Source organism: Bradyrhizobium sp. 170 (genome assembly GCF_023101085.1).
In the GTDB taxonomy this organism is placed as follows: domain Bacteria; phylum Pseudomonadota; class Alphaproteobacteria; order Rhizobiales; family Xanthobacteraceae; genus Bradyrhizobium.
Genome location: NZ_CP064703.1, coordinates 663,817 through 684,942, shown reverse-complemented (window position 1 = coordinate 684,942; position 21,126 = coordinate 663,817). Strand labels below are relative to the sequence as shown.

Sequence of the window (21,126 nt, the reverse complement as noted above, 5' to 3'; positions counted from 1 at the left end):
AGATGGTACAATCAGCTTATACTTATGAAATGGATTCATGAATGGCGCGGCAGAACATCAATGATCTCCTGGCCTTCCTGGTGGTCGCGCGGGAGCGGAAGCTTCACCCGGGCAGCGGCGCAGCTCGACGTTTCGCAATCCGCGCTCTCTCATACGATCCGCGGGCTGGAGGAGCGGCTCGGCCTGCGGTTATTGACCCGCACCACCCGCAGCGTCGCGCCGACGGAGGCGGGCGAACGCCTGCTGCGGACGGTGGCGCCGAAGCTGGAGGAGATCGACGCCGAGCTTTCCGCGCTGACCGAGCTTCGCGACAAGCCGGCCGGCACCATCCGCATCACCGCAGCAGAGCATTCGGCCGCAACGATCCTCTGGCCTGCTTTGGCAACACTGCTGCCGCGATATCCCGACATCAAGGTGGAGGTGAACATCGACTACGGCTTCACCGACATCGTCGCCGAACGTTTCGACGCCGGCGTTCGTCTCGGCGAGCAGGTGGCAAAGGACATGATCGCGGCGCGCATCGGGCCTGATTTCCGCATGGCAGTGGTCGGCACGCCCGGGTATTTCGCTATTCACCCAAAGCCCGCCAAGCCGCAGGATCTCGTGGCCCATAGCTGCATCAATATCCGATTGCCGACCTATGGCGGAATCTACGCCTGGGAGTTCGAAAAGCGCGGACGCGGGTTGAAAGTCCGGGTCGACGGCCAGTTGGTATTCAACAACATGGCGCTACGGATGAACGCGGTACTGGCAGGGCTCGGCCTCGCCTATCTGCCGGAGGACCAGGTGCAGGTCCACCTCGCCGACGGCCGCCTGATCCGGGTGCTGGCGGACTGGTGCCCGCCGTTTTCAGGCTATCACCTCTATTACCCGAGCCGCCGCCAGCTCACTCCGGCCTTTGCCGTGCTGGTCGCGGCGCTGCGTTACCGGGGCTGATGCAGCCAAACGAAAAGGGCCGCAAGCTGAGCTCGCGGCCCTCTCTCCTGGAAGGGTCTGTCGTTAGTTACTGGTGCAGACCTTCATGGTTTTCATGCCGGTTTCGGCTTCGGTCCTGGTCTTGAACGTGCCGTTGTCCACGATCGTCGTCGTTGTCGTGGTCGGCTTGGTATCGACAATCGTGCATTTCTTGGTAGTGGCGTCGCGCACGACATAGAATTCGGCGGCGACCGCGGTTTCGGCCGCTGCCGACGCGGCAAAGACCAGCGTTCCGATCATCAGAAACTTCCTCAAGGCGTCCTCCTCCAGCTTCCTAATGATGCAACCGGCAACTTCTGAGGAAATCGATTGTTCCATTTTTTCCCGACGATAAGCCGTCGGCGGAGCACCGCCTATCCGGTCCGGGACCCGTCTAGCTGCTTGAGATATTTGAGACCCTCGACCGCCAGAAACTCCGTCTCGTCGTCGCCCGCCTCCCAGCGCATGCGAATGAAACGCTTGAGTTTGTCCCGCAGCGCGTCATTCTCAGCGATGCCGCTGTTGATCAGGAGGTAGACGCCCCACGCCCGTGCGCAGGCGATCTCCACGATATCCGAGTCAGCCATTCACCGCTCCTGCCATCGACCAGCGTGGCGCACTTTGCCAAGTTTTCCCGCCAATGACCACAACGGCGCCCGCAAATGGCATCGCCCGCGCGAGCCGGGCGGAATGCGCCACGGCCCGCGATCGCACGGCGAATCCAGTCCGGGAACGAACGGGAAAGGCGGCTCGAATACCCCTTTGTTATTTACTTCATGCGCGCCGGAACAAAACGTTCCACAGGGAACTTGTGCCTGACGTCGCAATCACGCGAACGGGAGGACACACTGGATGAGACGTATCGTTCTGATTGGTGCCGCACTGCTTGCTTCCCTTGCCATGACTATATCCGCTTCCGCCAGGCTGGGCATGGCCCCGATGGCTTCGCCGGATGGTGGAGTGATCGAGGTCAAGCATGGACGCGGCCACGGTCACGGACACAGGCACCGCGGACGGGGTCACCATTACGGATGGTACAGGGGTCGCGGTCACCACAAATGGCGCCACCATCGCCGCTGGTAAGGCCTATCGCTCCATTCGCCTTCGTCATTCCCATTGCCCGGACGAAACGCGAATGGCAGCGATGCGAACGGTCGCGCCCTCGAGGCGCGGCCGGTTCGGTGATTAAAATTCGGTGATTCAAAGCGTGATTGATTCAGCCGGCGCTCAACCGAGCCCCATCTCCACCGCGATCCGGATCAGGTCCGAATGATTCTTGGCGCCGAGCTTCTGCTTGAGCAGCGAGGTGGTGTTGGCCACCGTCTTGTAGGAAATCTCCAGCGCGTCGGCCACCTCGACGATCTTGTCGCCGCGGCCCAATAGCCGCAGGATTTCCAGCTCGCGCGCGGTCATTTGCGACGCCGGATTGGCCTTGATCGAAGCGCCCGAAAAGGTCACCGCCTCCGCCAGTTGCGGTGAAATGAAATTGTCGCCCGCGGCCACCTTGCGGACGGCCTTCACCAGCATCCTTGGATCGTCGCCCTTCGAGACATAGCCCTGCGCGCCCATCTCGATGGCGCGAACCACGAACGCCGGGTCATCGTTCATGCTGAACATGATGATCCTGGCGTCCGGATCGTCCTTGCGGATGCGCCGCATCAGTTCGAAACCCGACACATCCGGGAGCTTGATATCGATCACCGTGACGTCGGGCCGCTTCGCCACATAGGCGCGATGGCCGGACTTGGCGTCGGTGGCCTCGTCGATCTTCACGGAATTGTCCGACGCAAACAGCGACCGGCAACCCGACAGGACCACCGGATGGTCGTCGACGATCAGGACCTTCGTTGCCGATCTGCTAGAATTCTGCATCATCCATCCCCTTGGGGATTAAATAGGCGGTTGGCGATATTTGAAAAGAGAAATCTTGGGTTGCGGGAGATATAATAGTCGAAATGTGGGAAAGACTTTCACTACGAACGCGGTTGTTGCTGCCGCTCGGCCTGATGTTCGTGGCCGCGCTGCTGGCTGGAGGCATTTCGCTCCAGATCTTTGCCACGACGCAACTTATGGAAGAAACTGAGCCGGCAGCTCGCTCGGCCAAGGCGGTTGCGGCTGCGCTCAACGGCGCGCTTCGAACCGCCACCAATCCGCAAGCGACGCTGGATGCGTTCGTGCAATCGCTGGGAGCCTCCGAAGCAATCCGGTTTCGGCGCGTCGGGACTGACCCCGATGGTCATCCTCCTGAGTTGCAGACCCCCTTGGGAACGGTGCCTGACTGGTTCGTCCGCCTCCTCGTCATACCGGAATCCAGAGTCACCTTCCCCGTGATGATCGAGGGAAGGCAGGTCGGCGACATTGTCGTTGCACCCGACATTTCCGCCGACATCTACGAGAAGTGGATCGGATTTCTGGCGATCGCCTGCTCCGGAATCACGCTGATGCTGCTGACGTGGGCTATTGCCCATTTCGCCGCGCGTTCCGCATTGCGACCGCTGCAAAGTCTGGGCGACGGCTTGACCCGGATGCGATCGGGCGATTACGAGCAGCCGATTGCTCCCGCCGGCCCGCCCGAGATCCGCAAGAGCGCGCAGGAAGCCAACGAACTCGCCCGCACCCTCAATCGCCTCAGCCAGGATAACCGCAGCCTGCTGCGCCGGATCGTGTCGCTGCAGGACGACGAGCGGCAGGATATGGCGCGCGAGCTTCATGACGAGCTCGGGCCGCTGTTGTTCGGGATTCGCGCCAACACGGTGGCGCTGCTGGAATCGATCCCGTCCGGCGAGGCGGAGTTGAGTAGCGCCGCCGAGGGCATTCTGCAGTCGGTCGAAACATTGCAGCAGGCGAATCGCCGCATCCTCGACCGGCTGCGGCCGCTCTACATTCAGGAGCTCGGCCTCGAGAGGAGCATCCGGACGCTGCTGCAGAACGTAAAGGCACAGGCGTCTGATCTCAAAGTGACGTCGCAGATCGACACGACGCTGAACGATGTCGACGGCTTGCTGTCGCAGACGGTCTATCGCGTGATCCAGGAGGCGGTGACAAACGTGCTTCGCCATGCCAAGGCGAACACGATGCACGTCGCGGCAAGGATCAACGACCGCGAGGTGATCGTGGAAGTATCCGATGACGGCGTAGGCTTTCCGGCGGATCGGATGTTCGGCCGGGGATTGACGGGAATGCTGGAGCGCGTTCGCGCGCTGAGCGGGACGCTTGAACTGCTGCGCGAGGAAGGCCGCACCTGCGTGCGTTGCCGGCTTCCCGCAGGAGATTCCGCCGCACATGCGCGAAGCTCAGAGCAAGCCTGACGGGAAAGCGATCCTGCAGAACGCGCAAGTCGGCAACGATTGCAGCGCGTTCGAACGTCGGGTGGTCAGCCGGCTTCATCCTGAACAGCGGCCGCATCCGGTAACGAAGCCGGCGCGGGCTGGCAATCGCTTCGCAGGATTTTCCCGTCGGCGGTGAAGCGAAAAGCGATCCGCACCGGTTTGCCTTCATGGCTGAGATAATCGAGCACGACGCCTTCAGCGGTCGGTGTGATTTCCTCCAACCCGAATGCATCCGAGGCGAGCGCATCGAGGCGCGGCCGCCAGTAGGATTCGAGCTCGGCGCGACCTTCGCTGACCTTGACCTCGCCGCACTGGCATTTGAGCATCGCGTCGTCGGAATAGAGCTCGATCAATGCCGCCAGGTCGCGATTCCGGCACGCGTCCAGCCAGTCGACCACCACTGCGATCTGATCGAAATCGTCCGCCAAGTCAGCGACTCCACCCACGTCGCGATACCTCGTCCTGGGCGCTGACGCGGGTGATGGAGTATGATGATCGTCATGAATGGACACTGAACGGCCTGCCTTTCGGAACGCACCGTGGAACTCAAACCATTGTGCGGAGCAAAGGTTCCGACAAGCTAGTCCGGTTGAATACGGGGATAGGGCCGCTAGCCGTGACGCTGCCCGCGCCACCACACCCCGAACGCGATGACGACCGCAAACGCCAGCGTAAACCATGTGATGGCGTATTGCAGGTGATCGTCCTTGAGACGCACGGATAGCGGGCCGGGTTTTGGAATGCCGCTCTCCGGCGCGGGCGTTTCCAGATCGACATAGAACGGCGCGACGGCCTTGCCGCCCTCGACCCAGCCGAGCACGCGGGACATGGCGAGATGATCGCGGGTGAACCAGAGCCGTTTTGCCACGCTCTCCGGCGGCGTCAGCGTACCGGCGCTTTCGGGAAAACGGATGTAGCCGGTGAGCTGCACCGGGTCACCGGTGATGAGCCGTCTCACGGCGCGATCCTGCTGGGCGCGGTCCTGCATCGTGTTCTGCACGAAGCCGGTGTTGACCACGATGGTGTTGCCGTCGGCGAGTTGCGCCGGCAGGAAGGCCCAGGTGCCGGGGCCGGAGACATCGTCGCGAACCGCGGAGCCCGCGCTATAGACCATCGCGTCCGGCAACGGCGCGTAGGTCGCGGTGAAGCTGACGCGGCGGAATTCGTCCCTGCCCGGCGTCAGCGATTTCCATTGCAATGACGCCGGCAGCGCCTCGGGCGCAGCCGCAAGCCGCTCATTCAGCAGGGCGATCAGCGCATGCTTTTCGACCCGGCGCTGCAATTGCCAGATTCCGAGGCCCGTAAAGGCCATCACCATCAGCAGCGTGAAGATGGCGAAACCGGCCGCCGCCGGCCGCCGTGACAAGAGCGCGGTCATTTCGGCTCGCGGTCGATCAGCCGGCCGGGCGCCGCCTTGTGGTGAAACTGCAGCGCGATCAGAAGCGACTTCATCGAGCGCAACGGCAGCAGCGTGGTCGCGATAATCAGCGGCAGCCACAGCGCCGCATGCAGCCAGAACGGCGGCTGATACTTGATTTCAACGATCAGGGCCGCGGTGACGACGATGGCGCCCGCCAGCATGATGATGAAGATCGCAGGCCCGTCGCCGGCATCGATGAAGGCGTAGTCGAGCCCGCACGCTTCGCAGTTCGGACGCAGGTCGAGGAAGCCCGCATAGAGCTTGCCTTTGCCGCAACGCGGGCAGCGGCAGGCGATGCCGCGGAGTGCGCTCTGGGTGACGGTGGACGGTTGATCAGGTGTCATACTCTGTCCTTCCCCTCTCCCCTTGTGGGAGAGGGTGGATCGAATGAGCGTCAGCTCATTCGAGACGGTGAGGGGTCTGTCTCCGCGGAAAGAACCCCTCATCCGCCTTGCCTTCGGCAAGGCACCTTCTCCCTTCGAAGTCGGATATATCCGACTTCGACTTATAAAGGGCCTAACTCGGGTAAACCCGAGTTAGGTGGGAGAAGGAAGAAAGAAAAAGGGGCGGTCCTTCCGACCGCCCCTTGTAGCACGTCAAACCCGTATCAGTGCCCGGCCACCGGCCCCGCGCCGCGGAACCAGACATAGATGCAGACGAACAGGAACAGCCACACCACGTCGACGAAGTGCCAGTACCAGGCGGCGAATTCGAAGCCGAGGTGCTGCTTCGACGTGAAGTGGCCTGCATAGGTGCGGAGCAGGCACACCAGCAGGAACACGGTGCCGACCAGCACATGGAAGCCGTGGAAGCCGGTCGCCATGAAGAAGGTCGCGCCGTAGATGTTGCCGGAGAAGTGGAAGGTGGCGTGGGCGTATTCGTAGGCCTGCACGCAGGTGAAGGCAGCGCCGAGCAGCACGGTGAGGATCAGACCATATTTCAGGCCCTGACGGTCGTCCTCGAGCAGCGCGTGATGCGCCCAGGTGACGGTTGTGCCCGAGGTCAAGAGCAGCAGCGTGTTGAGCAGCGGCAGATGCCAGGGGTCGAAGGTCTCGATGCCCTTCGGCGGCCAGGTGCCCGGCACGCTGCAGGCGCCCATTGCCGTTCCCGGACCGCAGCCGAACACGGCGTCGCGGGTGGCGTGGATCGCGTCGGCGGGGAACAGCGCGGAATTGAAGAAGGCCCAGAACCAGGCGACGAAGAACATCACCTCGGAGGCAATGAACAGGATCATGCCGTAGCGGTGGCTGATCTGCACCACGCGGGTGTGGTCGCCCTTGTACTGGGCTTCGCGGATCACGTCGCCCCACCAGCTCGCCATGGTGTAGAGCACGCCGATGGTGCCGATGCCGAAGATGATCGGCGCCCCGGCGAACATGTGATGCATCCAGGTGATCGCGCCCACCGCCATGATGAAGGCCGAGATCGAGCCGACCACCGGCCACGGGCTCGGATCGACGAGGTGGTAGTCGTGGTGCTTCGCGTGCGCCGTAGCCATTGCGGTCTCTCCGTTAGATGTGCCGTTCCCTTCGGCACATATTCGTCTCAAATTTCAAAGCCGAAATCCCGCTAGATACGGGATTCCTGGTTCACAAGTTTCCTGTCACAAGCTTCCCTTGCGCTTGTCGCCTTCGCCGGCCGCGAGCGGCTTCGGCGCCGGATCGCGCACGGGATAGAAGGTGTAGGACAGCGTGATCGTTTTCAGGGTGTCGTTCTCGCTGTCTTTCGCCAGCGCCGGATCGACGTAAAACACCACGGGCATCTCGCGCTTCTCGCCCGGACCCATGGTCTGTTCGGTGAAGCAGAAGCAGTTGATCTTCTGGAAATAGGCGCCGACCGTCAGCGGCGCGACATTGTAGGCCGCAACCCCTGTCGTAGCGCGCGCGGCCTGGTTGGTCACGGTATAGAACACGGTGACGACCTCGCCGATCCGGACCTCGATCTCGTTCTGCTCGGGCTCGAATTTCCAGGGCAGGCCGGGACCGACATTGGCGTCGAACCGCACCGCGATCTTGCGTGCCAGCGGGGCGTCTGACGGCGCCGAGGTCGCGACCTGGGTGGTGCCGTTAAAACCGGTGGCGCGGCAGAACCAGTCATAGAAGGGCACGGCGGCATAGGACGCGCCGACCATGAACACCACGACGAAGCCGCAGATCGAGGCGACCACCGCATCGCGCGTCAGGGTACGGCGCGAAGCAGTCTTGCCGCTCGCCGTCACTGCTTCGCGTATCTGCGGTTTGCTTTCCATCTCACTCACAATGGACGGACGAGGACGCCCGGCCCCTTGACCATGGTGACCGCGAAAAACAGCACGACCAGCACGCCGAGCGCGAGCGCAATGGCGACCGAGCGATGACGGCGGCTTCTTTTCTGCGCCTCGGTGAGGACGATTCCATCTGGCTTCTGCTTGTCGTCCATGCCTTCGCCATGCGCTCCCTACCCGATCAAGGGCATGACAGCGCGGACGACGACCTCGAGCAGGAGGGTCGCGAACAGCGCGAACAGATAAAGGATCGAGAACGCAAACAGCCGGCGCGTTGCGCGCACCGCTTGCTTACCCTCGCGGTGCCGGTAGACCTCGATGGCAAGCCACATCATGCCGGCGCCGAGCAGAAGCGAGGTCACGCCGTAGATCGCGTCGAAATAACCGAGCGGCCAGGGCGAGAGAGCGACCGCGACCAGCACGATCGTGTAAAGCAGGATCTGCAGCCGCGTCGCATCGGGCCCGGCGACGACGGGCAGCATCGGAATGCCGGCGCGGGCATAGTCGTCGCTGCGGAACAGCGCCAGCGCCCAGAAATGCGGCGGGGTCCAGAAGAAGATGATGAGGAAGAGCAGCACCGGCTCCATCGACAGCGAGCCGGTGGCTGCGGCCCACGCCACCACGGGCGGCAGCGCGCCTGCGGCGCCGCCAATCACGATGTTCTGCGCGGTCCAGCGCTTCAGCCACATGGTGTAGATCACCACGTAGAAGAAAATCGTGAACGCCAGCAGTCCGCCGGCCAGCCAGTTGACGAGGACGCCGAGCGTCATCACCGAGAAGAACGAAAGCGTCAGGCCGAACGCCATGGCCTCCGGCGGGGTGATGCGTCCGCGCGGGATCGGCCGGTTGGCGGTGCGCGACATCAGGGCGTCGATGTCGGCTTCCAGGGCCATGTTCAGCGCGCCCGAGGCGCCGGCGCCGACCGCAATGCAGAGGATCGACGTGAATGCCAGGATCGGATGGACATGGCCCGGCGCAATGACGAGGCCGACGAGCGCGGTGAAGATCACCAGCGACATCACCCGCGGTTTCAGCAGCGCGATGTAGTCGCCGACCTCGGCCTCGGAAATCCGGGGGCCAAGCTCGATGGTGTGGTGATCGACAACCGACACGATGGACTCGTTTCCCTAACAGAGTGCGACGCGCTTTTCATCAAGGGCGCGCCGCGGTTTGCCTTACTGCACGCGCGGCAGCACTTCGAACTGGTGGAAGGGCGGCGGCGACGGCAGCGTCCATTCCAGCGTGGTGGCGCCGGCGCCCCACGGATTGGCCTCGGCCGCCCGCTTCTTCGCAAAAGCATCGACCACGCCGTAGATGAAGATCAGCACGCCGAAGCCCGAAACGTAGGAACCGAGCGACGACACCAGGTTCCAGCCCGCAAACGCATCCGGATAGTCGACATAGCGGCGCGGCATGCCCGATAGCCCGAGGAAGTGCTGCGGGAAGAACACCAGATTCACGCCGATGAAGGTGAACCAGAAGTGCAGCTTGCCGATGGTTTCCGAGTACATGTAGCCCGACATTTTCGGGAACCAGTAGTACCAGCCGGCGAAGATCGCGAACACGGCGCCGAGCGACAGCACGTAGTGGAAGTGCGCGACCACGTAGTAGGTTTCCTGCAGCACCCGGTCGACGCCGGCATTGGCCAGCACGACGCCGGTGACACCGCCGAGCGTGAACAGGAAGATGAAGCCGATCGCCCACAGCATCGGCGTCTTGAACTCGATCGAGCCACCCCACATCGTGGCGATCCAGGAGAAGATCTTCACGCCGGTCGGCACCGCGATTACCATGGTGGCGGCGACGAAATAGGCCTGCGTCGCCGAGGACATGCCGACGGTGTACATGTGGTGCGCCCACACCACGAAGCCGATGCCGCCGATCGCGACCATGGCGTAGGCCATGCCGAGATAGCCGAACACGGGCTTGCGGGAGAAGGTCGAGACGATCTGGCTGATCATGCCGAAGCCGGGCAGGATCAGGATGTACACTTCGGGATGGCCGAAGAACCAGAACAGGTGCTGGAACAGCAGCGGATCGCCGCCGCCGTCGGCAGAGAAGAAGGTGGTGCCGAAATTGCGGTCGGTGAGCAGCATGGTGATGGCGCCGGCGAGCACCGGCAGCGACAGCAGCAGCAGGAACACCGTTACCAGGATCGACCAGACGAACAGCGGCATCTTGTGCAGGGTCATGCCCGGCGCGCGCATGTTGAAGATCGTGGTGATGAAGTTGATGGCGCCGAGGATCGAGGAGGCGCCGGCCAGATGCAGCGACAGGATCGCAAAATCCACCGCCGGTCCCGGATGGCCCGAGGTCGATAGCGGCGCGTAGATGGTCCAGCCCGCGCCGACACCGTTGGCGCCCGGTTCACCCTCGACGAAGGTCGACATCAAGAGCAGCGCGAACGAGGCCGGCAGCAGCCAGAACGAGATGTTGTTCATGCGCGGGAACGCCATATCCGGCGCGCCGATCATCAGCGGCACGAACCAGTTGCCGAAGCCGCCGATCATCGCCGGCATCACCATGAAGAAGATCATGATCAGGCCGTGCGAGGTCACAAACACATTATAGGTGTGGGATTCGTGGAAGAACTGGACGCCGGGATACATCAGCTCGATGCGGATCGCGATCGACATCGCCGCACCGATAACACCCGCGAAGATCGCGAAGATAAGGTACATCGTGCCGATGTCCTTATGGTTCGTCGAATAAACCCAGCGCCGCCATCCGGTCGGATTGGCATGGGCGTGGTCATCATGGGCGTGATCGTGGTGTGTCGCTGCGGTCGTTGCCATTTTGAAATCCTGCCTTGCAGTCCCTTTTCGGACCTTTTCAGGTCCCGTCGCCCTTGTCCCTTAGCGTGTCCGTTAGCCGCGCCTTACTGCGCGGCCTGACCACCAGCCGAAGCGAAGGTGTTCGCCGGGTTGGTCGCATATTTCTTCTTCGCCGCCTCAACCCAGGAAGCGAATTCCTGATCGGTCACCACCCGCACCGCGATCGGCATGAAGGCATGATCCTTGCCGCACAGTTCCGAGCACTGGCCGTAATACATGCCGACCTTGGTGGCCTTGAACCAGGTCTCGTTCAGGCGGCCGGGGATCGAGTCGATCTTGATGCCGAACGACGGCACCGCGAACGCATGAATGACGTCGGCGCCGGTGGTCTGGACCCGGATCACCTTGTTGACCGGCACCACCATCTCGTTGTCGACGCCGAGCAGGCGCGGCTGCTTGTCCTGCGCCATCAGCGAATCGAATTCGAACTTGCCGTTATCGGGATAGGAATAGCTCCAGTACCACTGCTTGCCGGTGGCCTTCACCGTGAGGTCAGCCTTGGGAATGTCGAGCTGCTGGAACAGCAGGCGGAACGACGGCACCGCGATGGCGACGAGGATCAGCACCGGGATCAGCGTCCAGGCCACCTCGATCAGCGTGTGGTGGGTGGTCTTGGAGGGGACCGGATTGGCCTTGGCGTTGAACTTCACCGCCACGATGACCAACAGCGCCAGCACGAACAGGGTGATCAGCGTGATGAGCACCAGCAGCAGGTTATGGAAGCTGATGATGTTTTCCATCACGGGGGTCGCGGCTTCCTGCAGCGTCATTTCCCACGGCTTGGGCTGCGCCCCAAAAGCCGCTCCGCCGGCTGCGAGCGTCATGCCCGCCACCGTCAACCCCAGCAACCGCCGGCCCATCTGGCCACTCGACATCTTCATGCCGCTCGCGCTCCCTTGAATAAATCCCCAAAGCACCCCCGCCGAATGGCCGGGAATGCCGCACGATCCGCCCTCACAAACGGCCTACCGGAGGTACTTTTGGAAGTACACCTTCAAAAGTACCTGCAACAGCATTGCTACAGTACCCTGGGCCACATCGTTAGAACGCGTCGAAATCCAGCCTCTCAAACCATAATTCTAAGGCTCTCGCAATGCAGTAGTGGAGGGCAAAGCCATGCGTCACCTGCTATTCGGCAGATGTCGGATTTTCCCGGCAAATCAGCAAAAAGCCGCCGTTTTGCAAGGCTTCGCCGCTTGACAGCCCGGTTGCCGGATGTAGGCACAGTGACGGCGCTCCCGAGCGACCTGATTCGCGTGGGGCTCCCGACGGTCCTCGATGGCGCGGACCGGCTGTGGGACCGCCTTCAAGGCGCCGTCATTGCGTATCAGTCCGGTAGGCCCAGATACAATGTGGTGCCGGCCTGGCGGAAATGTCGCCGGCACTGGCGCAAATGGTAAGAGGATCGACCCGGATGGGGCGTTCGAAACATCAGGCGGGACGCGCGTTGGAACCGGCCCGCTGGCTCGGCGGCCTGCTCGCCGCGGCGTTCCTGCTCGGCCTGACCCAGGCGGCCAGCGCCCAAGGCGCGGTGCGGTCGGTCCATGGCGACTGGCAGATCCGCTGCGACACCCCGCCCGGCGCGCAGGGCGAGCAATGCGCCCTGATCCAGAGCGTGGTAGCCGAGGACCGCTCCAACGCCGGCCTCACCGTGATCGTGCTCAAGACCGCCGACCAGAAGAGCAAGCTGATGCGGGTGGTGGCGCCCTTGGGCGTCCTGCTGCCCTCCGGGCTCGGCTTGAAGCTCGACAACCAGGACGTCGGCCGCGCCGGCTTTGTCCGCTGCCTGCCCAATGGCTGCGTCGCCGAGGTGGTGATGGACGAAAAGCTGCTCGGGCAACTCCGGTCGGCCAAAACCGCGACTTTTATTATTTTTGAGACGCCCGAAGAGGGAATTGGATTTCCGCTCAGCCTGAACGGGCTTGGCGAGGGGTATGACAAGCTGCCGTGAGCCGCAGGCGCTAGCCTCAAAGCCCGGTTCGTCTTAGTCACCCGCGGCCGGCACTGGCATAGTAATCGAACAATCGGCCCGCCTCCTGCGAGAGCCAATCCGCTTCACCTGTCATGTAGCCTTCGACTTGCCCGGTGACGCCGAGCAGGAAGGAAATCGGCATGCCGTAAAGCGCGAACGGCGTATCGACGCCATCGCTTGCGCCGGCACGCGCCACCAGTCCGCCGGGGTCGAGGCCGATCGCGAGGTGGCGAAGCTTCAATTTCCTGACGAAGGGCGAGACCAGCGATCGATCGCGATCGGTCGCGATGGCAACGACCGCGAGGTCGGCGCGGCCGTTTCCCGCGAGCCGATCCAGTATCGGCAGTTCAATGCGGCAGGCCGGGCACCACGTCGCCCAGAAATTGACGAGCACCACTTTGCCGCGCAAGGACGCCAGATCGAGCGCAGCTGCGCCGAGGCGCGGGATTGGCACCGCCGGGACCGGGCGCGCGCCACGAACCTCCGTGAACTGATGCCTGACGGTTGCGAATGGCGGCGGCCCACCGGCCCCCGCGCGCCGCGCCCACGCCGGCATCGCAAGCGTGGCGGTCGCACCAATCATGCCGGCGACGACGGTGCGGCGGTTCGGACTGCGATGCGATGTCATCTCGGATGCTCCGCTGTGCAGGTCTGATTCTTTTGTCACGACCGGATGTAGGACCAGCCGGCTTCCTGCAATTCAATGATGCGCCCGGGTCCGCTCGGCACGAGATCGACGTCGTCGAGCAGCGTGAGTGGACGCCCCTCCTGGCGCTCCATGCCAAGCTTGGTCGCCTCGCAGACCACGAAACGGATGTTCGAATTGACCGTCCTTAACACGCGCAGCATGTCCTTCACCGGTGAAGTATCGGCGCGAAGCATGTGAACGCCGGCGTTGTAGGCGACGACTTCGATCGTGAACGCTTCGTTCCGCTCCTGATAGTATTTCGGAAGGTTGAGCGAGGTCGAGATCAGCGCCCGCATCGTGGTGGGGTCATCGGTGTTGATCGGCAGCACCAGCCGATGCATCCGAACTGAAGCGGACTTCGGCTGCGGCTTCGAGTCCGCCGCTTCCGATCGTGTCAGCAACAGGGTCGCGGTCAGCGGCACCGCGAAGGCCAGGATGAGCCCCGCGGCAATCGTCAGCTCACGGCGAGAAAGGCGCATCGCAGCATCCTCACAATGTCTCGGCAAACCATGCGATCTGATCGCGCTTCGCATAGGCGACGATGGCGTTCAGCACCAACAGAACAATGGCCGGCGCCGGCGAACCGCAGATGACGAACAAATGGGTGATCACCGCGCCGATCATGATGCAGATCAGCAGCAGCGCACCGAGCGCAGCCTTCTGCGGCCAGAGCAGCAGGATCGCGCCCATGATTTCGAGACCGCCGGTGGCATAGCGAAACCATTGCCCGAGTCCAATGTGCTGGAACTCCTCCACCAGCATGGGGACGCCATAGAGCTTCGCCCCGCCGGCCGCCACAAAGGCGAGCGCAAGCAATCCTCTGACGACCCACAGGGCGGCAGAGGTCCAGCGCCGTCTGGCAGGCTCAACAATTGTCGACATCGAGAACTCCGGAATTGTGAGAGCGGCGGCCGACAGCTGCGCCGTCCGCCGGCAGAGAAACCCCAAGGGGCTGTCAAAACCAAAAATCGGGACTAAGATGAAATTGACAAGTAGGATGATTTTTATGGGGTAGTATGAAAAAGCAGACTAATGGGAACGAAGGGCAAGAATGCCCCTCCGAGCGGGCCCGGCAGCAGTTGCACCGGGCGCTCCGCCTGCTCTCGGGCAAGTGGAAGGGCGAAATCCTTTGGCAGCTTGTCGACGGCAAGCTGCGCTTTGGCCAATTGCGACGCGCCATCCCCGACGTGACCCAGCACATGCTGACGACCCAGCTCCGCGACCTCGAAAGCGAGGGCCTGGTGAAGCGCACAGTGTTTCCGGAAGTGCCGCCACGGGTGGAATACGAGATGACCCCGGCGGCCCGGGCGTTGCGGCCGGTGTTCGACGAACTGTTCCGCTGGGCCAATGCACACGCCAGGCCCGAGCCCGATGTGGACGCTGCCGGCAAAGCGGATGACAAGCTGCCGTGAGGGGAAGCTAAAACAGCACGCCCATGAGGATCAGGTTTTCGTAGGCGCCATCGACCAGAATGCGGTTGCGCTGCAGTCCTTCGACGGCAAAGCCGAATTTCTTGTAGAGCTCGATCGCAACTGTGTTCTTTTCCCGAACCGTGAGCTCGACCCGGCGCAGTCCAAAATCCCGCGCCGCATCGAGCGTCTGCCGGATCAAACGCCCGCCTATACCCTGCCGCCGGAATTCCGGCAGAAGCGCGATGCCGAGAACGCCGACATGGGCATAAATCTGCCTTGGGTTGGGCACGACATCGCACCAGCCGACGACCTGGCCGGCCGACACCGCGACCAGTTGCGGATAACCTTGCTCGATATTGTTGAGAACGAAGGCCCGCGTTGATTCGAATGGCGGGGCTTCCAGAAACGCGAGATAGCGCCGCTCCCGTGCGACGAAATCGAGGGCTCGATGAAAGCTTTCGATATGGTCTTGCGTTATCGGAACAATTTCGACTGAAGCCATCGTCTCGGCAACGTGTTGATCCCGCCCCTCGCGGAATGGCCGCAAAACAACTATCTTGGATGCGCCCCTCCCACAACGGACTGATTTGATGACCAATCCCGCCACAACTTCCCTTCTCGACCGCGCCAATCTCGACCGTGATGCCGTCAGACGCGAAATCGCGCGGGGGCTTGAGGGGGCCGACGATGGCGAGCTGTTTCTGGAATATGGCCAGACCGAAGCGCTCGGTTTTGACAACGGCCGGCTGAAGCAGGCGACTTACGACACCAGCCAGGGATTTGGCCTGCGCGCCGTCAAAGACGACGCGGTCGGCTATGCGCACTCCTCCGACGTCTCGCTGCCGGCGCTGATCCGCGCGGCGGATGCGGTGGCCGCCGTGCGCGGCGGCTACAGCGGCAATTTTGCCGCTGCACCGGCGCATACCAATGTGCGGCTCTATGGCGACGAGAATCCACTGGATGCGCCGGGATTTGAGGCCAAGGTAAAGCTGCTGGCCGAGATCGACGCCTATGTGCGCGACAAGGACCCGCGGGTGCGGCAGGCCTCGATCAGCCTCGGCGCGACCTGGCAGGTGGTGGAAATTTTGCGGCCCGACGGCGAGAGCTATCGCGATATCCGCCCGCTCGTGCGGGTCAATATTTCCGTGGTCGCGGGCCAGGGCGACCGGCAGGAGAGCGGCAGCAAGGGTTATGGCGGCCGCGAGGGCTATGCGCGCTTCATCGAGACCAAGGCGTGGCGCGAGGCCGCCGACGGCGCGATCCGCGAGGCGCTGGTCAATCTGGAATCGGTCCCCGCCCCCGCCGGCGAGATGGACGTGGTGCTGGGCGCCGGCTGGCCCGGCGTGATGCTGCATGAGGCGGTCGGCCACGGGCTGGAAGGCGACTTCAACCGCAAGCAGACTTCGGCCTTCGCAGGGTTGATGGGCAAGCAGGTCGCGGCCAAGGGCGTCACTGTCGTGGACGACGGCACCATGGCCTCGCGGCGCGGTTCTCTCTCCATTGACGACGAGGGCACGCCGACCAACCGCACCGTGCTGATCGAGGACGGCATTCTGGTCGGCTACATGCAGGACCGCCAGAACGCGCGGCTGATGAACATGAAGCCGACCGGCAACGGCCGCCGCCAGAGCTACGCCCATGTGCCGATGCCGCGCATGACCAACACCTACATGCTGGCGGGACAGCGCGATCCGGCGGAGATTCTGGCCTCGGTCAAGAACGGTATCTATGCCGCGAATTTCGGCGGCGGCCAGGTCGACATCACCTCGGGCAAATATGTGTTCCAGTGCACCGAGGCCTACAAGATCGAGAACGGCAAGCTCGGCGCGCCCTTGAAGGGCGCGATGCTGATCGGCAACGGGCCGACCGACCTGCATCGGATCACCATGGTCGGCAACGACCTCGCGCTCGATACCGGCATCGGCACCTGCGGCAAGAACGGCCAGGGCGTGCCTGTCGGCGTCGGCCAGCCGACGCTGCGGATGGAAAAGATCACGGTCGGAGGAACGGGCTAGTGAGCGACGAGAAGTTAGCAAGCGACGAGAAGCCGGTATCCCTCGCCAAACCGATGAGCTGGCGCGCGCAGGCCGTGCAGCTAGCGGCGATCGTGGCCGTCGTGTTCGTTGCCAAGGGCGCGCTGGCCGAGCCTTTTTACGTGCCGTCCGGCTCGATGGAGCCGACGCTTCTAATCGGCGACGCGCTGCTCGCCTCGAAATTTCCCTACGGCTACGGCGCGGCGTCGCTGCCGATCCAGATCACGCTGCCGGAAACCGGCCGCCTGTTCGGCGACACGCCGAAGCGCGGCGACGTCGTCGTGTTCCGCTGGCCGGGCGACCGCTCGCAGGCCTGGGTCAAGCGCGTGGTCGGGTTGCCGGGCGACCGTATCCAGTTGCGGCAGGGCCAGCTCTTCATCAACGATCACGCCGCTGCGTTGAAGCCGGAAGGCGTCGGACAAGCCGAAGACGATCGCGGCAACACCGAGCGGGCCTATCGCTTCGTCGAGACGCTGCCGAACGGCGTCAGCCACGCGATCTTCAAGATGCGCGACAATGGGAGACTCGACAACACGCCCGAGGTGACGGTGCCGCCGGGCCAACTGTTCGTGCTCGGCGACAACCGGGACAATTCCGCCGACAGCCGCGTCGCGGTGCGCGACGGCGGCGTGGGCCTGCTGCCGGTCGACAATCTGATCGGCCGCGCTGATGCCGTGGTCGGCTCGTGGGATTTGGGCATGCGCAGCCAGCCGGTATGGACCTGGCTGTCGGGTTTTCGGCTGGCGCGGTTTTTCACCTCGGTGCAGTGAGGTCGTAGCCCGGATGGAGCGAAGCCCAATCCGGGAAAACTGCATTCGCCGGCGAGACCTGTCCCGGATTGCGCTTCGCTCCATCCGGGCGACATTCTTTGCCGGGCCATGACCTTCGACGACGTCAGAAAAATTGCGCTTCTCTGGCCCGAAGTCGAGGACGGCAGCTCCTACGGCACGCCGGCGCTGAAAGTGCGCAAGAAGATGCTCGCGCGGCTGAGGGAAGACGGCGACAGCCTGGTGATGCCGGGCGTGCCAAGGGACGAGCGCGAGATGCTGGTGGAAAGCCAGCCGAAGCTGTTTTACTTCACCGATCACTACCGCGATTATCCGATGGTGCTGATCCGCCTGTCGAAGGCCAAGCGCGCCAATGTTGAGCCGCTGTTGCGGCGGCACTGGCGCACGCTGGCGTCGAAGAAGGCGGTGAAGGAGTTCGACAAGAATTTGTAGGGTGGGCAAAGGCGCGCAGCAGCGTGCCCACCATCTTTCCACGATCGTAAGGGAATGGTGGGCACGCTTCGCTTTGCCCACCCTACGGCGGCGTGCCTATGGACAAAGACCAATTCCTCACCGCCGCCTTGCAAAATCCCGCCAACGAAATCATCGCCGAGGAACTGTTTCGGCTGGCGCTGCCGGATGCGTGGCTGGTCTCCGGGTGCCTGGTGCAGACGGTGTGGAATGTGCTGACGAAGCGCGCGGTCGATCACGGCATCAACGATTACGACGTGTTCTATTTCGATCCTGATACGTCGTGGGAGGCGGAAGACAAGGTGATCCGCACGCTCTCGGAGCGGCTTGCAAGCCGCGGCATCGCGGTCGAGGCGCGCAACCAGGCGCGCGTTCATCTCTGGTACCCCGAAAAGCATGGCCTGCCCTACCCGCAACTGCATCGCTCGACACAGGGCATCGACCGCTTCCTGACCAGGAACACGCAGATCGGAATCCGGCGCACGCGCGAGGCTTACGAGGTGTACGCGCCGAATGGCTACGACGATGTCGCCGCACTGATCGTGCGGCCCAATCCCGGCGCGAATTTCTCCGCCGTGAATTACGAGGCGAAGGCTGCGCGATGGAAGGCGCTGTGGCCGGAGATCACGGCGCTGCCGGCGGACACATTGTGACAACCATCGTCGTCCCTGCGAACGCAGGGACCCATACCGCGTGATCTACCGATGAGGCAGAATGGCAGACGCCATCTCAACACAACTGCATTCGGTGGCTATGGGTCCCTGCGTTCGCAGGGACGAGCGGTGCATGTCGCCGCTACCGCACCACGCCCGAAGTGAACCCCGCCTTCCGCCGCGGCGGCTTGATGTCTTTCTTCAGGAAGCAGTGCGCCTCCTTGCCGGCGTAGCCCGGCCGGGCATAGGTCCAGGCGCGGCATTTGTTGTCGGCGGCGCAGGCGGCCTTGCAGGCGTCGTCGCCGTCGCTGCTCTTGAGATCGAAGCTCTTGTAGTCGCCGCCGAAGCGGTCGATCGAGGTTTCGATGGCCTCGTTGCGCCGTTCGACCACACCGGCGCCGCGCACGCCGGTGACGCAGCAATCGCTCTGCACCCGCGCCGGCACGTTGCTCTTGAGCCAGCACACCGCACGGTTGGCGAGGTCAGTTGGATAGCTGAAGGTCCAGGCACGGCAGCGCCGGTCGCGCTCGCACACCAGCGCGCATTCCGCCGGATCGCCCGAGGTCACGGGCGCGCTGAGATAGTCACCGCCGGGACGGTCGAAATTGGCCTGCGCCAGCGCCGGGCGCGCGCCTACGGCCGCCGCCAAAAAGGCGAGCGTCACCACACACGCCCTGAGCAGGCGAACAGTCCCCATCCGCGGTTGCTTTCGAGTACGTTGCTTTCGAGTACGCGTTTCCAGCGCGGGATGGCTTTTCTTCGAAAAGTCGTCCCGCCCCAGCCCTTTGATTCGAGCATGATCTCCGCGCAAACGCGTTTGCGCGGAGACCATGCTCCATCCGGCCGTCATTTGAGCGCCATCAACCTGTACGGTGGATGAACGGCCCAAAGGTTAAGCAACCCGTTAAATTAAAACGCGTATTCCTGATAGACGGGCTCCACGGAACCGCCCCACTCGCCGTTGAATTTGTCCAGCATCTCTTCCGCGGGCGTGCGGCCCGATTCGAGGATGCGCTCCAGCGGTTCGAGGTAGCGGCTCTCGTCGCGGCCGAGTTGATCGATGCGGCCGCGCCGCCGCAAGCCGGCATGCGACAGCTTCAGGCACTCCCGGGCGATCTCGAACAGATAGTGATCCCTGATCCTGGCCTTGAAGCCGAAGCGCGGGACATCGTCGCGCAATGCCTGGCGCTCCTGCGCGGTCCAGTGACTGACCAGATCCCAGGCCGCATCCAGGCTTTCGTCGTCATACAGCAGCCCGACCCAGAACGCCGGCAACGCCGGCAGCCGGCCCCACGGCACGCCATCGGCGCCGCGCATTTCCAGATAACGCTTCAGGCGGACTTCCGGGAAAATCGTCGAAAGATGATTGGCCCAGTCCGACAAGGTCGGACGCTCGCCGGGAAGCGAGTTGTTGCGGCCCTCGAAGAAGGCGCGGAACGACGAGCCGGCGACATCGATATAGGTCTCGCCGCGCTTGACGAAGTACATGGGCACGTCGAGCGCATAGTCGACCCAGCGCTCGAACCCCATGCCGTCCTCGAACACCCACGGCAGCATGCCAGAGCGCGCGTTATCCGTGTCGCGCCAGATCTCGGAGCGGAACGACAGGAAGCCATTGGGCTTGCCTTCGGTAAACGGCGAATTGGCAAACAAGGCGGTCGCGACCGGCTGCAGCGCAATCGACACGCGCAGCTTCTTGACCATGTCGGCTTCCGAGGAGAAGTCGAGATTGGTCTGCACCGTGCAGGTCCGGTACATCATGTCGATGCCGTACTGGCCGACCTTCGGCATGTAGTTGGACATGATCTTGTAGCGGCCCTTGGGCATCACCGGAATCTGCTCCCGTGACCAGGACGGCGTCATGCCGAGCCCGAGAAAGCCGATCCCCAAAGGCGTTGCGATCTCGCGCACCTGCGCCAGATGCGCCATCAGCTCGGCCTGGGTCTGATGCACGTTTTCGACCGGCGCACCGGACAGCTCAAATTGCCCGCCGGGCTCGAGCGAAATCGCCCCGCCACCGGTGACGTCGTAGAGCCCGATGATGTTGCCCTGCTCCATGATCGGCTCCCAGCCGAGCAGGAGCTGCATGCCTTCGAGCAGCGCACCGATGCCGCGCGCGCCTTCGTATGGCACGGGCTGACGGCCCTCCAGCGTGAACGGGGTCTTCTCGTGCTCGGTACCGATGCGGAACTCGGACGGCGGCTTGCAGCCGGCCTCGAACCACGTGACGAGTTCGTCACGCGATTGCAGCGGCGTCATATCGATCTGGTCACGCGCCATGAAAAAATCCGGATATCTGGCGATTCGACCGAACGCGCCGTGTGGCCAAG

At 63.3% G+C, this 21,126-nt stretch carries 25 protein-coding genes and 1 pseudogene; 8 read left to right on the top strand and 18 right to left on the bottom strand.

Translation table 11 applies throughout. The features are described from left to right. The first annotated feature begins 41 nt into the window (after window positions 1-41). A pseudogene (locus IVB05_RS03220) lies at window positions 42-936 on the top strand (LysR family transcriptional regulator). Between the two features lie 63 nt (window positions 937-999). Here the strand turns inward: IVB05_RS03220 and IVB05_RS03215 are convergent. The 3 genes from IVB05_RS03215 to IVB05_RS03205 form a co-directional block, all read right to left on the bottom strand. Continuing rightward, on the bottom strand, window positions 1,000-1,215 hold the full coding sequence (locus IVB05_RS03215; RefSeq protein ID WP_247786572.1) for a hypothetical protein: 216 nt from the start codon (window positions 1,213-1,215) through the stop codon (window positions 1,000-1,002). A 113-nt stretch (window positions 1,216-1,328) separates the two neighbouring features. Continuing rightward, complete coding sequence (locus tag IVB05_RS03210; RefSeq protein ID WP_247782990.1) at window positions 1,329-1,541, bottom strand: hypothetical protein; 213 nt, start codon at window positions 1,539-1,541, stop codon at window positions 1,329-1,331. 640 nt (window positions 1,542-2,181) lie between these two features. Then, window positions 2,182-2,826: a response regulator transcription factor gene (locus IVB05_RS03205; RefSeq protein ID WP_247782989.1), complete on the bottom strand. Its 645-nt coding sequence runs from the start codon at window positions 2,824-2,826 to the stop codon at window positions 2,182-2,184. Window positions 2,827-2,909: 83 nt separating this feature from the next. Between IVB05_RS03205 and IVB05_RS03200 the strand changes: the two genes are divergently transcribed. Further along, complete coding sequence (locus tag IVB05_RS03200; RefSeq protein WP_247782988.1) at window positions 2,910-4,262, top strand: histidine kinase; 1,353 nt, start codon at window positions 2,910-2,912, stop codon at window positions 4,260-4,262. A 65-nt stretch (window positions 4,263-4,327) separates the two neighbouring features. On the opposite strand, the gene IVB05_RS03195 is transcribed toward IVB05_RS03200, so the two are convergent. The 9 genes from IVB05_RS03195 to coxB all read right to left on the bottom strand — a co-directional run bounded on the left by IVB05_RS03195 (window position 4,328) and on the right by coxB (window position 11,681). Next, complete coding sequence (locus tag IVB05_RS03195; RefSeq protein WP_247782987.1) at window positions 4,328-4,681, bottom strand: nuclear transport factor 2 family protein; 354 nt, start codon at window positions 4,679-4,681, stop codon at window positions 4,328-4,330. 212 nt (window positions 4,682-4,893) lie between these two features. Next, window positions 4,894-5,661 carry an SURF1 family cytochrome oxidase biogenesis protein gene (locus tag IVB05_RS03190; protein WP_247782986.1) on the bottom strand — a complete coding sequence of 256 codons (768 nt, stop codon included), beginning with the start codon at window positions 5,659-5,661 and terminating at the stop codon, window positions 4,894-4,896. After that, on the bottom strand, window positions 5,658-6,047 hold the full coding sequence (locus tag IVB05_RS03185) for a DUF983 domain-containing protein (RefSeq protein WP_247782985.1): 390 nt from the start codon (window positions 6,045-6,047) through the stop codon (window positions 5,658-5,660). Before IVB05_RS03185 ends, IVB05_RS03190 begins: the two co-directional genes overlap by 4 nt. A 263-nt stretch (window positions 6,048-6,310) precedes the next feature. Next, window positions 6,311-7,201 (bottom strand): cytochrome c oxidase subunit 3, encoded by an 891-nt coding sequence (locus tag IVB05_RS03180; protein ID WP_247782984.1) that lies wholly within the window; start codon window positions 7,199-7,201, stop codon window positions 6,311-6,313. A gap of 105 nt (window positions 7,202-7,306) precedes the next feature. After that, window positions 7,307-7,951 carry a cytochrome c oxidase assembly protein gene (locus tag IVB05_RS03175; RefSeq protein ID WP_247782983.1) on the bottom strand — a complete coding sequence of 215 codons (645 nt, stop codon included), beginning with the start codon at window positions 7,949-7,951 and terminating at the stop codon, window positions 7,307-7,309. Between the two features lie 5 nt (window positions 7,952-7,956). Continuing rightward, window positions 7,957-8,121 carry a CoxF protein gene (locus IVB05_RS03170; protein ID WP_247782982.1) on the bottom strand — a complete coding sequence of 55 codons (165 nt, stop codon included), beginning with the start codon at window positions 8,119-8,121 and terminating at the stop codon, window positions 7,957-7,959. A gap of 18 nt (window positions 8,122-8,139) precedes the next feature. Then, window positions 8,140-9,078, bottom strand: coding sequence for a heme o synthase (locus IVB05_RS03165; RefSeq protein WP_247782981.1), 939 nt, complete (start codon window positions 9,076-9,078; stop codon window positions 8,140-8,142). Between the two features lie 63 nt (window positions 9,079-9,141). Continuing rightward, on the bottom strand, window positions 9,142-10,761 hold the full coding sequence (ctaD, locus tag IVB05_RS03160) for a cytochrome c oxidase subunit I (RefSeq protein WP_247782980.1): 1,620 nt from the start codon (window positions 10,759-10,761) through the stop codon (window positions 9,142-9,144). Window positions 10,762-10,844: 83 nt separating this feature from the next. Next, a complete protein-coding gene (gene coxB / locus IVB05_RS03155) occupies window positions 10,845-11,681 on the bottom strand; it encodes a cytochrome c oxidase subunit II (protein ID WP_247782979.1) in 837 nt (278 codons plus the stop codon). A 533-nt stretch (window positions 11,682-12,214) separates the two neighbouring features. On the opposite strand from coxB, the gene IVB05_RS03150 reads away from it, so the two are divergent. After that, the gene (locus tag IVB05_RS03150) at window positions 12,215-12,751 is read left to right on the top strand and encodes an invasion associated locus B family protein (RefSeq protein ID WP_247782978.1); all 537 of its coding nucleotides are present in this window, start codon (window positions 12,215-12,217) and stop codon (window positions 12,749-12,751) included. A gap of 37 nt (window positions 12,752-12,788) precedes the next feature. On the opposite strand, the gene IVB05_RS03145 is transcribed toward IVB05_RS03150, so the two are convergent. Genes IVB05_RS03145 through IVB05_RS03135 form a run of 3 tightly spaced genes read right to left on the bottom strand, consistent with a single transcriptional unit; the run spans window position 12,789 to window position 14,342 of the window. Beyond that, window positions 12,789-13,400 (bottom strand): TlpA disulfide reductase family protein, encoded by a 612-nt coding sequence (locus tag IVB05_RS03145; protein ID WP_247782977.1) that lies wholly within the window; start codon window positions 13,398-13,400, stop codon window positions 12,789-12,791. Between the two features lie 35 nt (window positions 13,401-13,435). Further along, window positions 13,436-13,939: a DsrE family protein gene (locus IVB05_RS03140; RefSeq protein ID WP_247782976.1), complete on the bottom strand. Its 504-nt coding sequence runs from the start codon at window positions 13,937-13,939 to the stop codon at window positions 13,436-13,438. Between the two features lie 10 nt (window positions 13,940-13,949). Continuing rightward, window positions 13,950-14,342 carry a DoxX family protein gene (locus tag IVB05_RS03135; RefSeq protein WP_247782975.1) on the bottom strand — a complete coding sequence of 131 codons (393 nt, stop codon included), beginning with the start codon at window positions 14,340-14,342 and terminating at the stop codon, window positions 13,950-13,952. A gap of 134 nt (window positions 14,343-14,476) precedes the next feature. Between IVB05_RS03135 and IVB05_RS03130 the strand changes: the two genes are divergently transcribed. Beyond that, window positions 14,477-14,872 carry a helix-turn-helix domain-containing protein gene (locus IVB05_RS03130; protein WP_247782974.1) on the top strand — a complete coding sequence of 132 codons (396 nt, stop codon included), beginning with the start codon at window positions 14,477-14,479 and terminating at the stop codon, window positions 14,870-14,872. A gap of 7 nt (window positions 14,873-14,879) precedes the next feature. On the opposite strand, the gene IVB05_RS03125 is transcribed toward IVB05_RS03130, so the two are convergent. Beyond that, the gene (locus IVB05_RS03125) at window positions 14,880-15,374 is read right to left on the bottom strand and encodes a GNAT family N-acetyltransferase (RefSeq protein WP_247782973.1); all 495 of its coding nucleotides are present in this window, start codon (window positions 15,372-15,374) and stop codon (window positions 14,880-14,882) included. Between the two features lie 88 nt (window positions 15,375-15,462). Between IVB05_RS03125 and tldD the strand changes: the two genes are divergently transcribed. From tldD to IVB05_RS03105, 4 genes are all read left to right on the top strand, one after another. After that, window positions 15,463-16,887: a metalloprotease TldD gene (tldD, locus tag IVB05_RS03120; RefSeq protein ID WP_247782972.1), complete on the top strand. Its 1,425-nt coding sequence runs from the start codon at window positions 15,463-15,465 to the stop codon at window positions 16,885-16,887. 53 nt (window positions 16,888-16,940) lie between these two features. After that, entirely contained in the window at window positions 16,941-17,675 is a 735-nt protein-coding gene (gene lepB, locus IVB05_RS03115; protein WP_247786571.1) for a signal peptidase I, read from the top strand. A gap of 108 nt (window positions 17,676-17,783) precedes the next feature. After that, window positions 17,784-18,125, top strand: a complete 342-nt coding sequence (locus IVB05_RS03110; protein WP_247782971.1) for an MmcQ/YjbR family DNA-binding protein — start codon at window positions 17,784-17,786, stop codon at window positions 18,123-18,125. Between the two features lie 98 nt (window positions 18,126-18,223). After that, entirely contained in the window at window positions 18,224-18,796 is a 573-nt protein-coding gene (locus IVB05_RS03105) for a nucleotidyltransferase family protein (protein WP_247782970.1), read from the top strand. Window positions 18,797-18,938: 142 nt separating this feature from the next. On the opposite strand, the gene IVB05_RS03100 is transcribed toward IVB05_RS03105, so the two are convergent. Together IVB05_RS03100 and IVB05_RS03095 are read right to left on the bottom strand one after the other, a co-directional pair. Then, a complete protein-coding gene (locus IVB05_RS03100) occupies window positions 18,939-19,493 on the bottom strand; it encodes a PAN domain-containing protein (protein ID WP_247782969.1) in 555 nt (184 codons plus the stop codon). Window positions 19,494-19,705: 212 nt separating this feature from the next. Then, entirely contained in the window at window positions 19,706-21,076 is a 1,371-nt protein-coding gene (locus IVB05_RS03095; protein WP_247782968.1) for a glutamate--cysteine ligase, read from the bottom strand. Window positions 21,077-21,126 lie beyond the last annotated feature (50 nt).

What these genes read in the sequence shown, in the direction of transcription:
- IVB05_RS03110 (WP_247782971.1), top strand. Translation starts at nt 17,784, where the DNA reads ATGACCTTCGACGACGTCAGAAAAATTGCGCTTCTCTGGCCCGAAGTC.
- IVB05_RS03180 (WP_247782984.1), bottom strand. Translation starts at nt 7,201, where the DNA reads ATGGCTACGGCGCACGCGAAGCACCACGACTACCACCTCGTCGATCCG.
- IVB05_RS03135 (WP_247782975.1), bottom strand. Translation starts at nt 14,342, where the DNA reads ATGTCGACAATTGTTGAGCCTGCCAGACGGCGCTGGACCTCTGCCGCC.
- IVB05_RS03130 (WP_247782974.1), top strand. Translation starts at nt 14,477, where the DNA reads ATGAAAAAGCAGACTAATGGGAACGAAGGGCAAGAATGCCCCTCCGAG.
- IVB05_RS03095 (WP_247782968.1), bottom strand. Translation starts at nt 21,076, where the DNA reads ATGGCGCGTGACCAGATCGATATGACGCCGCTGCAATCGCGTGACGAA.
- coxB (WP_247782979.1), bottom strand. Translation starts at nt 11,681, where the DNA reads ATGAAGATGTCGAGTGGCCAGATGGGCCGGCGGTTGCTGGGGTTGACG.
- IVB05_RS03145 (WP_247782977.1), bottom strand. Translation starts at nt 13,400, where the DNA reads ATGACATCGCATCGCAGTCCGAACCGCCGCACCGTCGTCGCCGGCATG.
- IVB05_RS03170 (WP_247782982.1), bottom strand. Translation starts at nt 8,121, where the DNA reads ATGGACGACAAGCAGAAGCCAGATGGAATCGTCCTCACCGAGGCGCAG.
- tldD (WP_247782972.1), top strand. Translation starts at nt 15,463, where the DNA reads ATGACCAATCCCGCCACAACTTCCCTTCTCGACCGCGCCAATCTCGAC.
- lepB (WP_247786571.1), top strand. Translation starts at nt 16,941, where the DNA reads ATGAGCTGGCGCGCGCAGGCCGTGCAGCTAGCGGCGATCGTGGCCGTC.
- IVB05_RS03125 (WP_247782973.1), bottom strand. Translation starts at nt 15,374, where the DNA reads ATGGCTTCAGTCGAAATTGTTCCGATAACGCAAGACCATATCGAAAGC.
- IVB05_RS03100 (WP_247782969.1), bottom strand. Translation starts at nt 19,493, where the DNA reads ATGGGGACTGTTCGCCTGCTCAGGGCGTGTGTGGTGACGCTCGCCTTT.
- IVB05_RS03215 (WP_247786572.1), bottom strand. Translation starts at nt 1,215, where the DNA reads ATGATCGGAACGCTGGTCTTTGCCGCGTCGGCAGCGGCCGAAACCGCG.
- IVB05_RS03200 (WP_247782988.1), top strand. Translation starts at nt 2,910, where the DNA reads ATGTGGGAAAGACTTTCACTACGAACGCGGTTGTTGCTGCCGCTCGGC.
- IVB05_RS03205 (WP_247782989.1), bottom strand. Translation starts at nt 2,826, where the DNA reads ATGCAGAATTCTAGCAGATCGGCAACGAAGGTCCTGATCGTCGACGAC.
- IVB05_RS03210 (WP_247782990.1), bottom strand. Translation starts at nt 1,541, where the DNA reads ATGGCTGACTCGGATATCGTGGAGATCGCCTGCGCACGGGCGTGGGGC.
- IVB05_RS03150 (WP_247782978.1), top strand. Translation starts at nt 12,215, where the DNA reads ATGGGGCGTTCGAAACATCAGGCGGGACGCGCGTTGGAACCGGCCCGC.
- IVB05_RS03140 (WP_247782976.1), bottom strand. Translation starts at nt 13,939, where the DNA reads ATGCGCCTTTCTCGCCGTGAGCTGACGATTGCCGCGGGGCTCATCCTG.
- IVB05_RS03185 (WP_247782985.1), bottom strand. Translation starts at nt 6,047, where the DNA reads ATGACACCTGATCAACCGTCCACCGTCACCCAGAGCGCACTCCGCGGC.
- IVB05_RS03175 (WP_247782983.1), bottom strand. Translation starts at nt 7,951, where the DNA reads ATGGAAAGCAAACCGCAGATACGCGAAGCAGTGACGGCGAGCGGCAAG.
- ctaD (WP_247782980.1), bottom strand. Translation starts at nt 10,761, where the DNA reads ATGGCAACGACCGCAGCGACACACCACGATCACGCCCATGATGACCAC.
- IVB05_RS03190 (WP_247782986.1), bottom strand. Translation starts at nt 5,661, where the DNA reads ATGACCGCGCTCTTGTCACGGCGGCCGGCGGCGGCCGGTTTCGCCATC.
- IVB05_RS03105 (WP_247782970.1), top strand. Translation starts at nt 18,224, where the DNA reads ATGGACAAAGACCAATTCCTCACCGCCGCCTTGCAAAATCCCGCCAAC.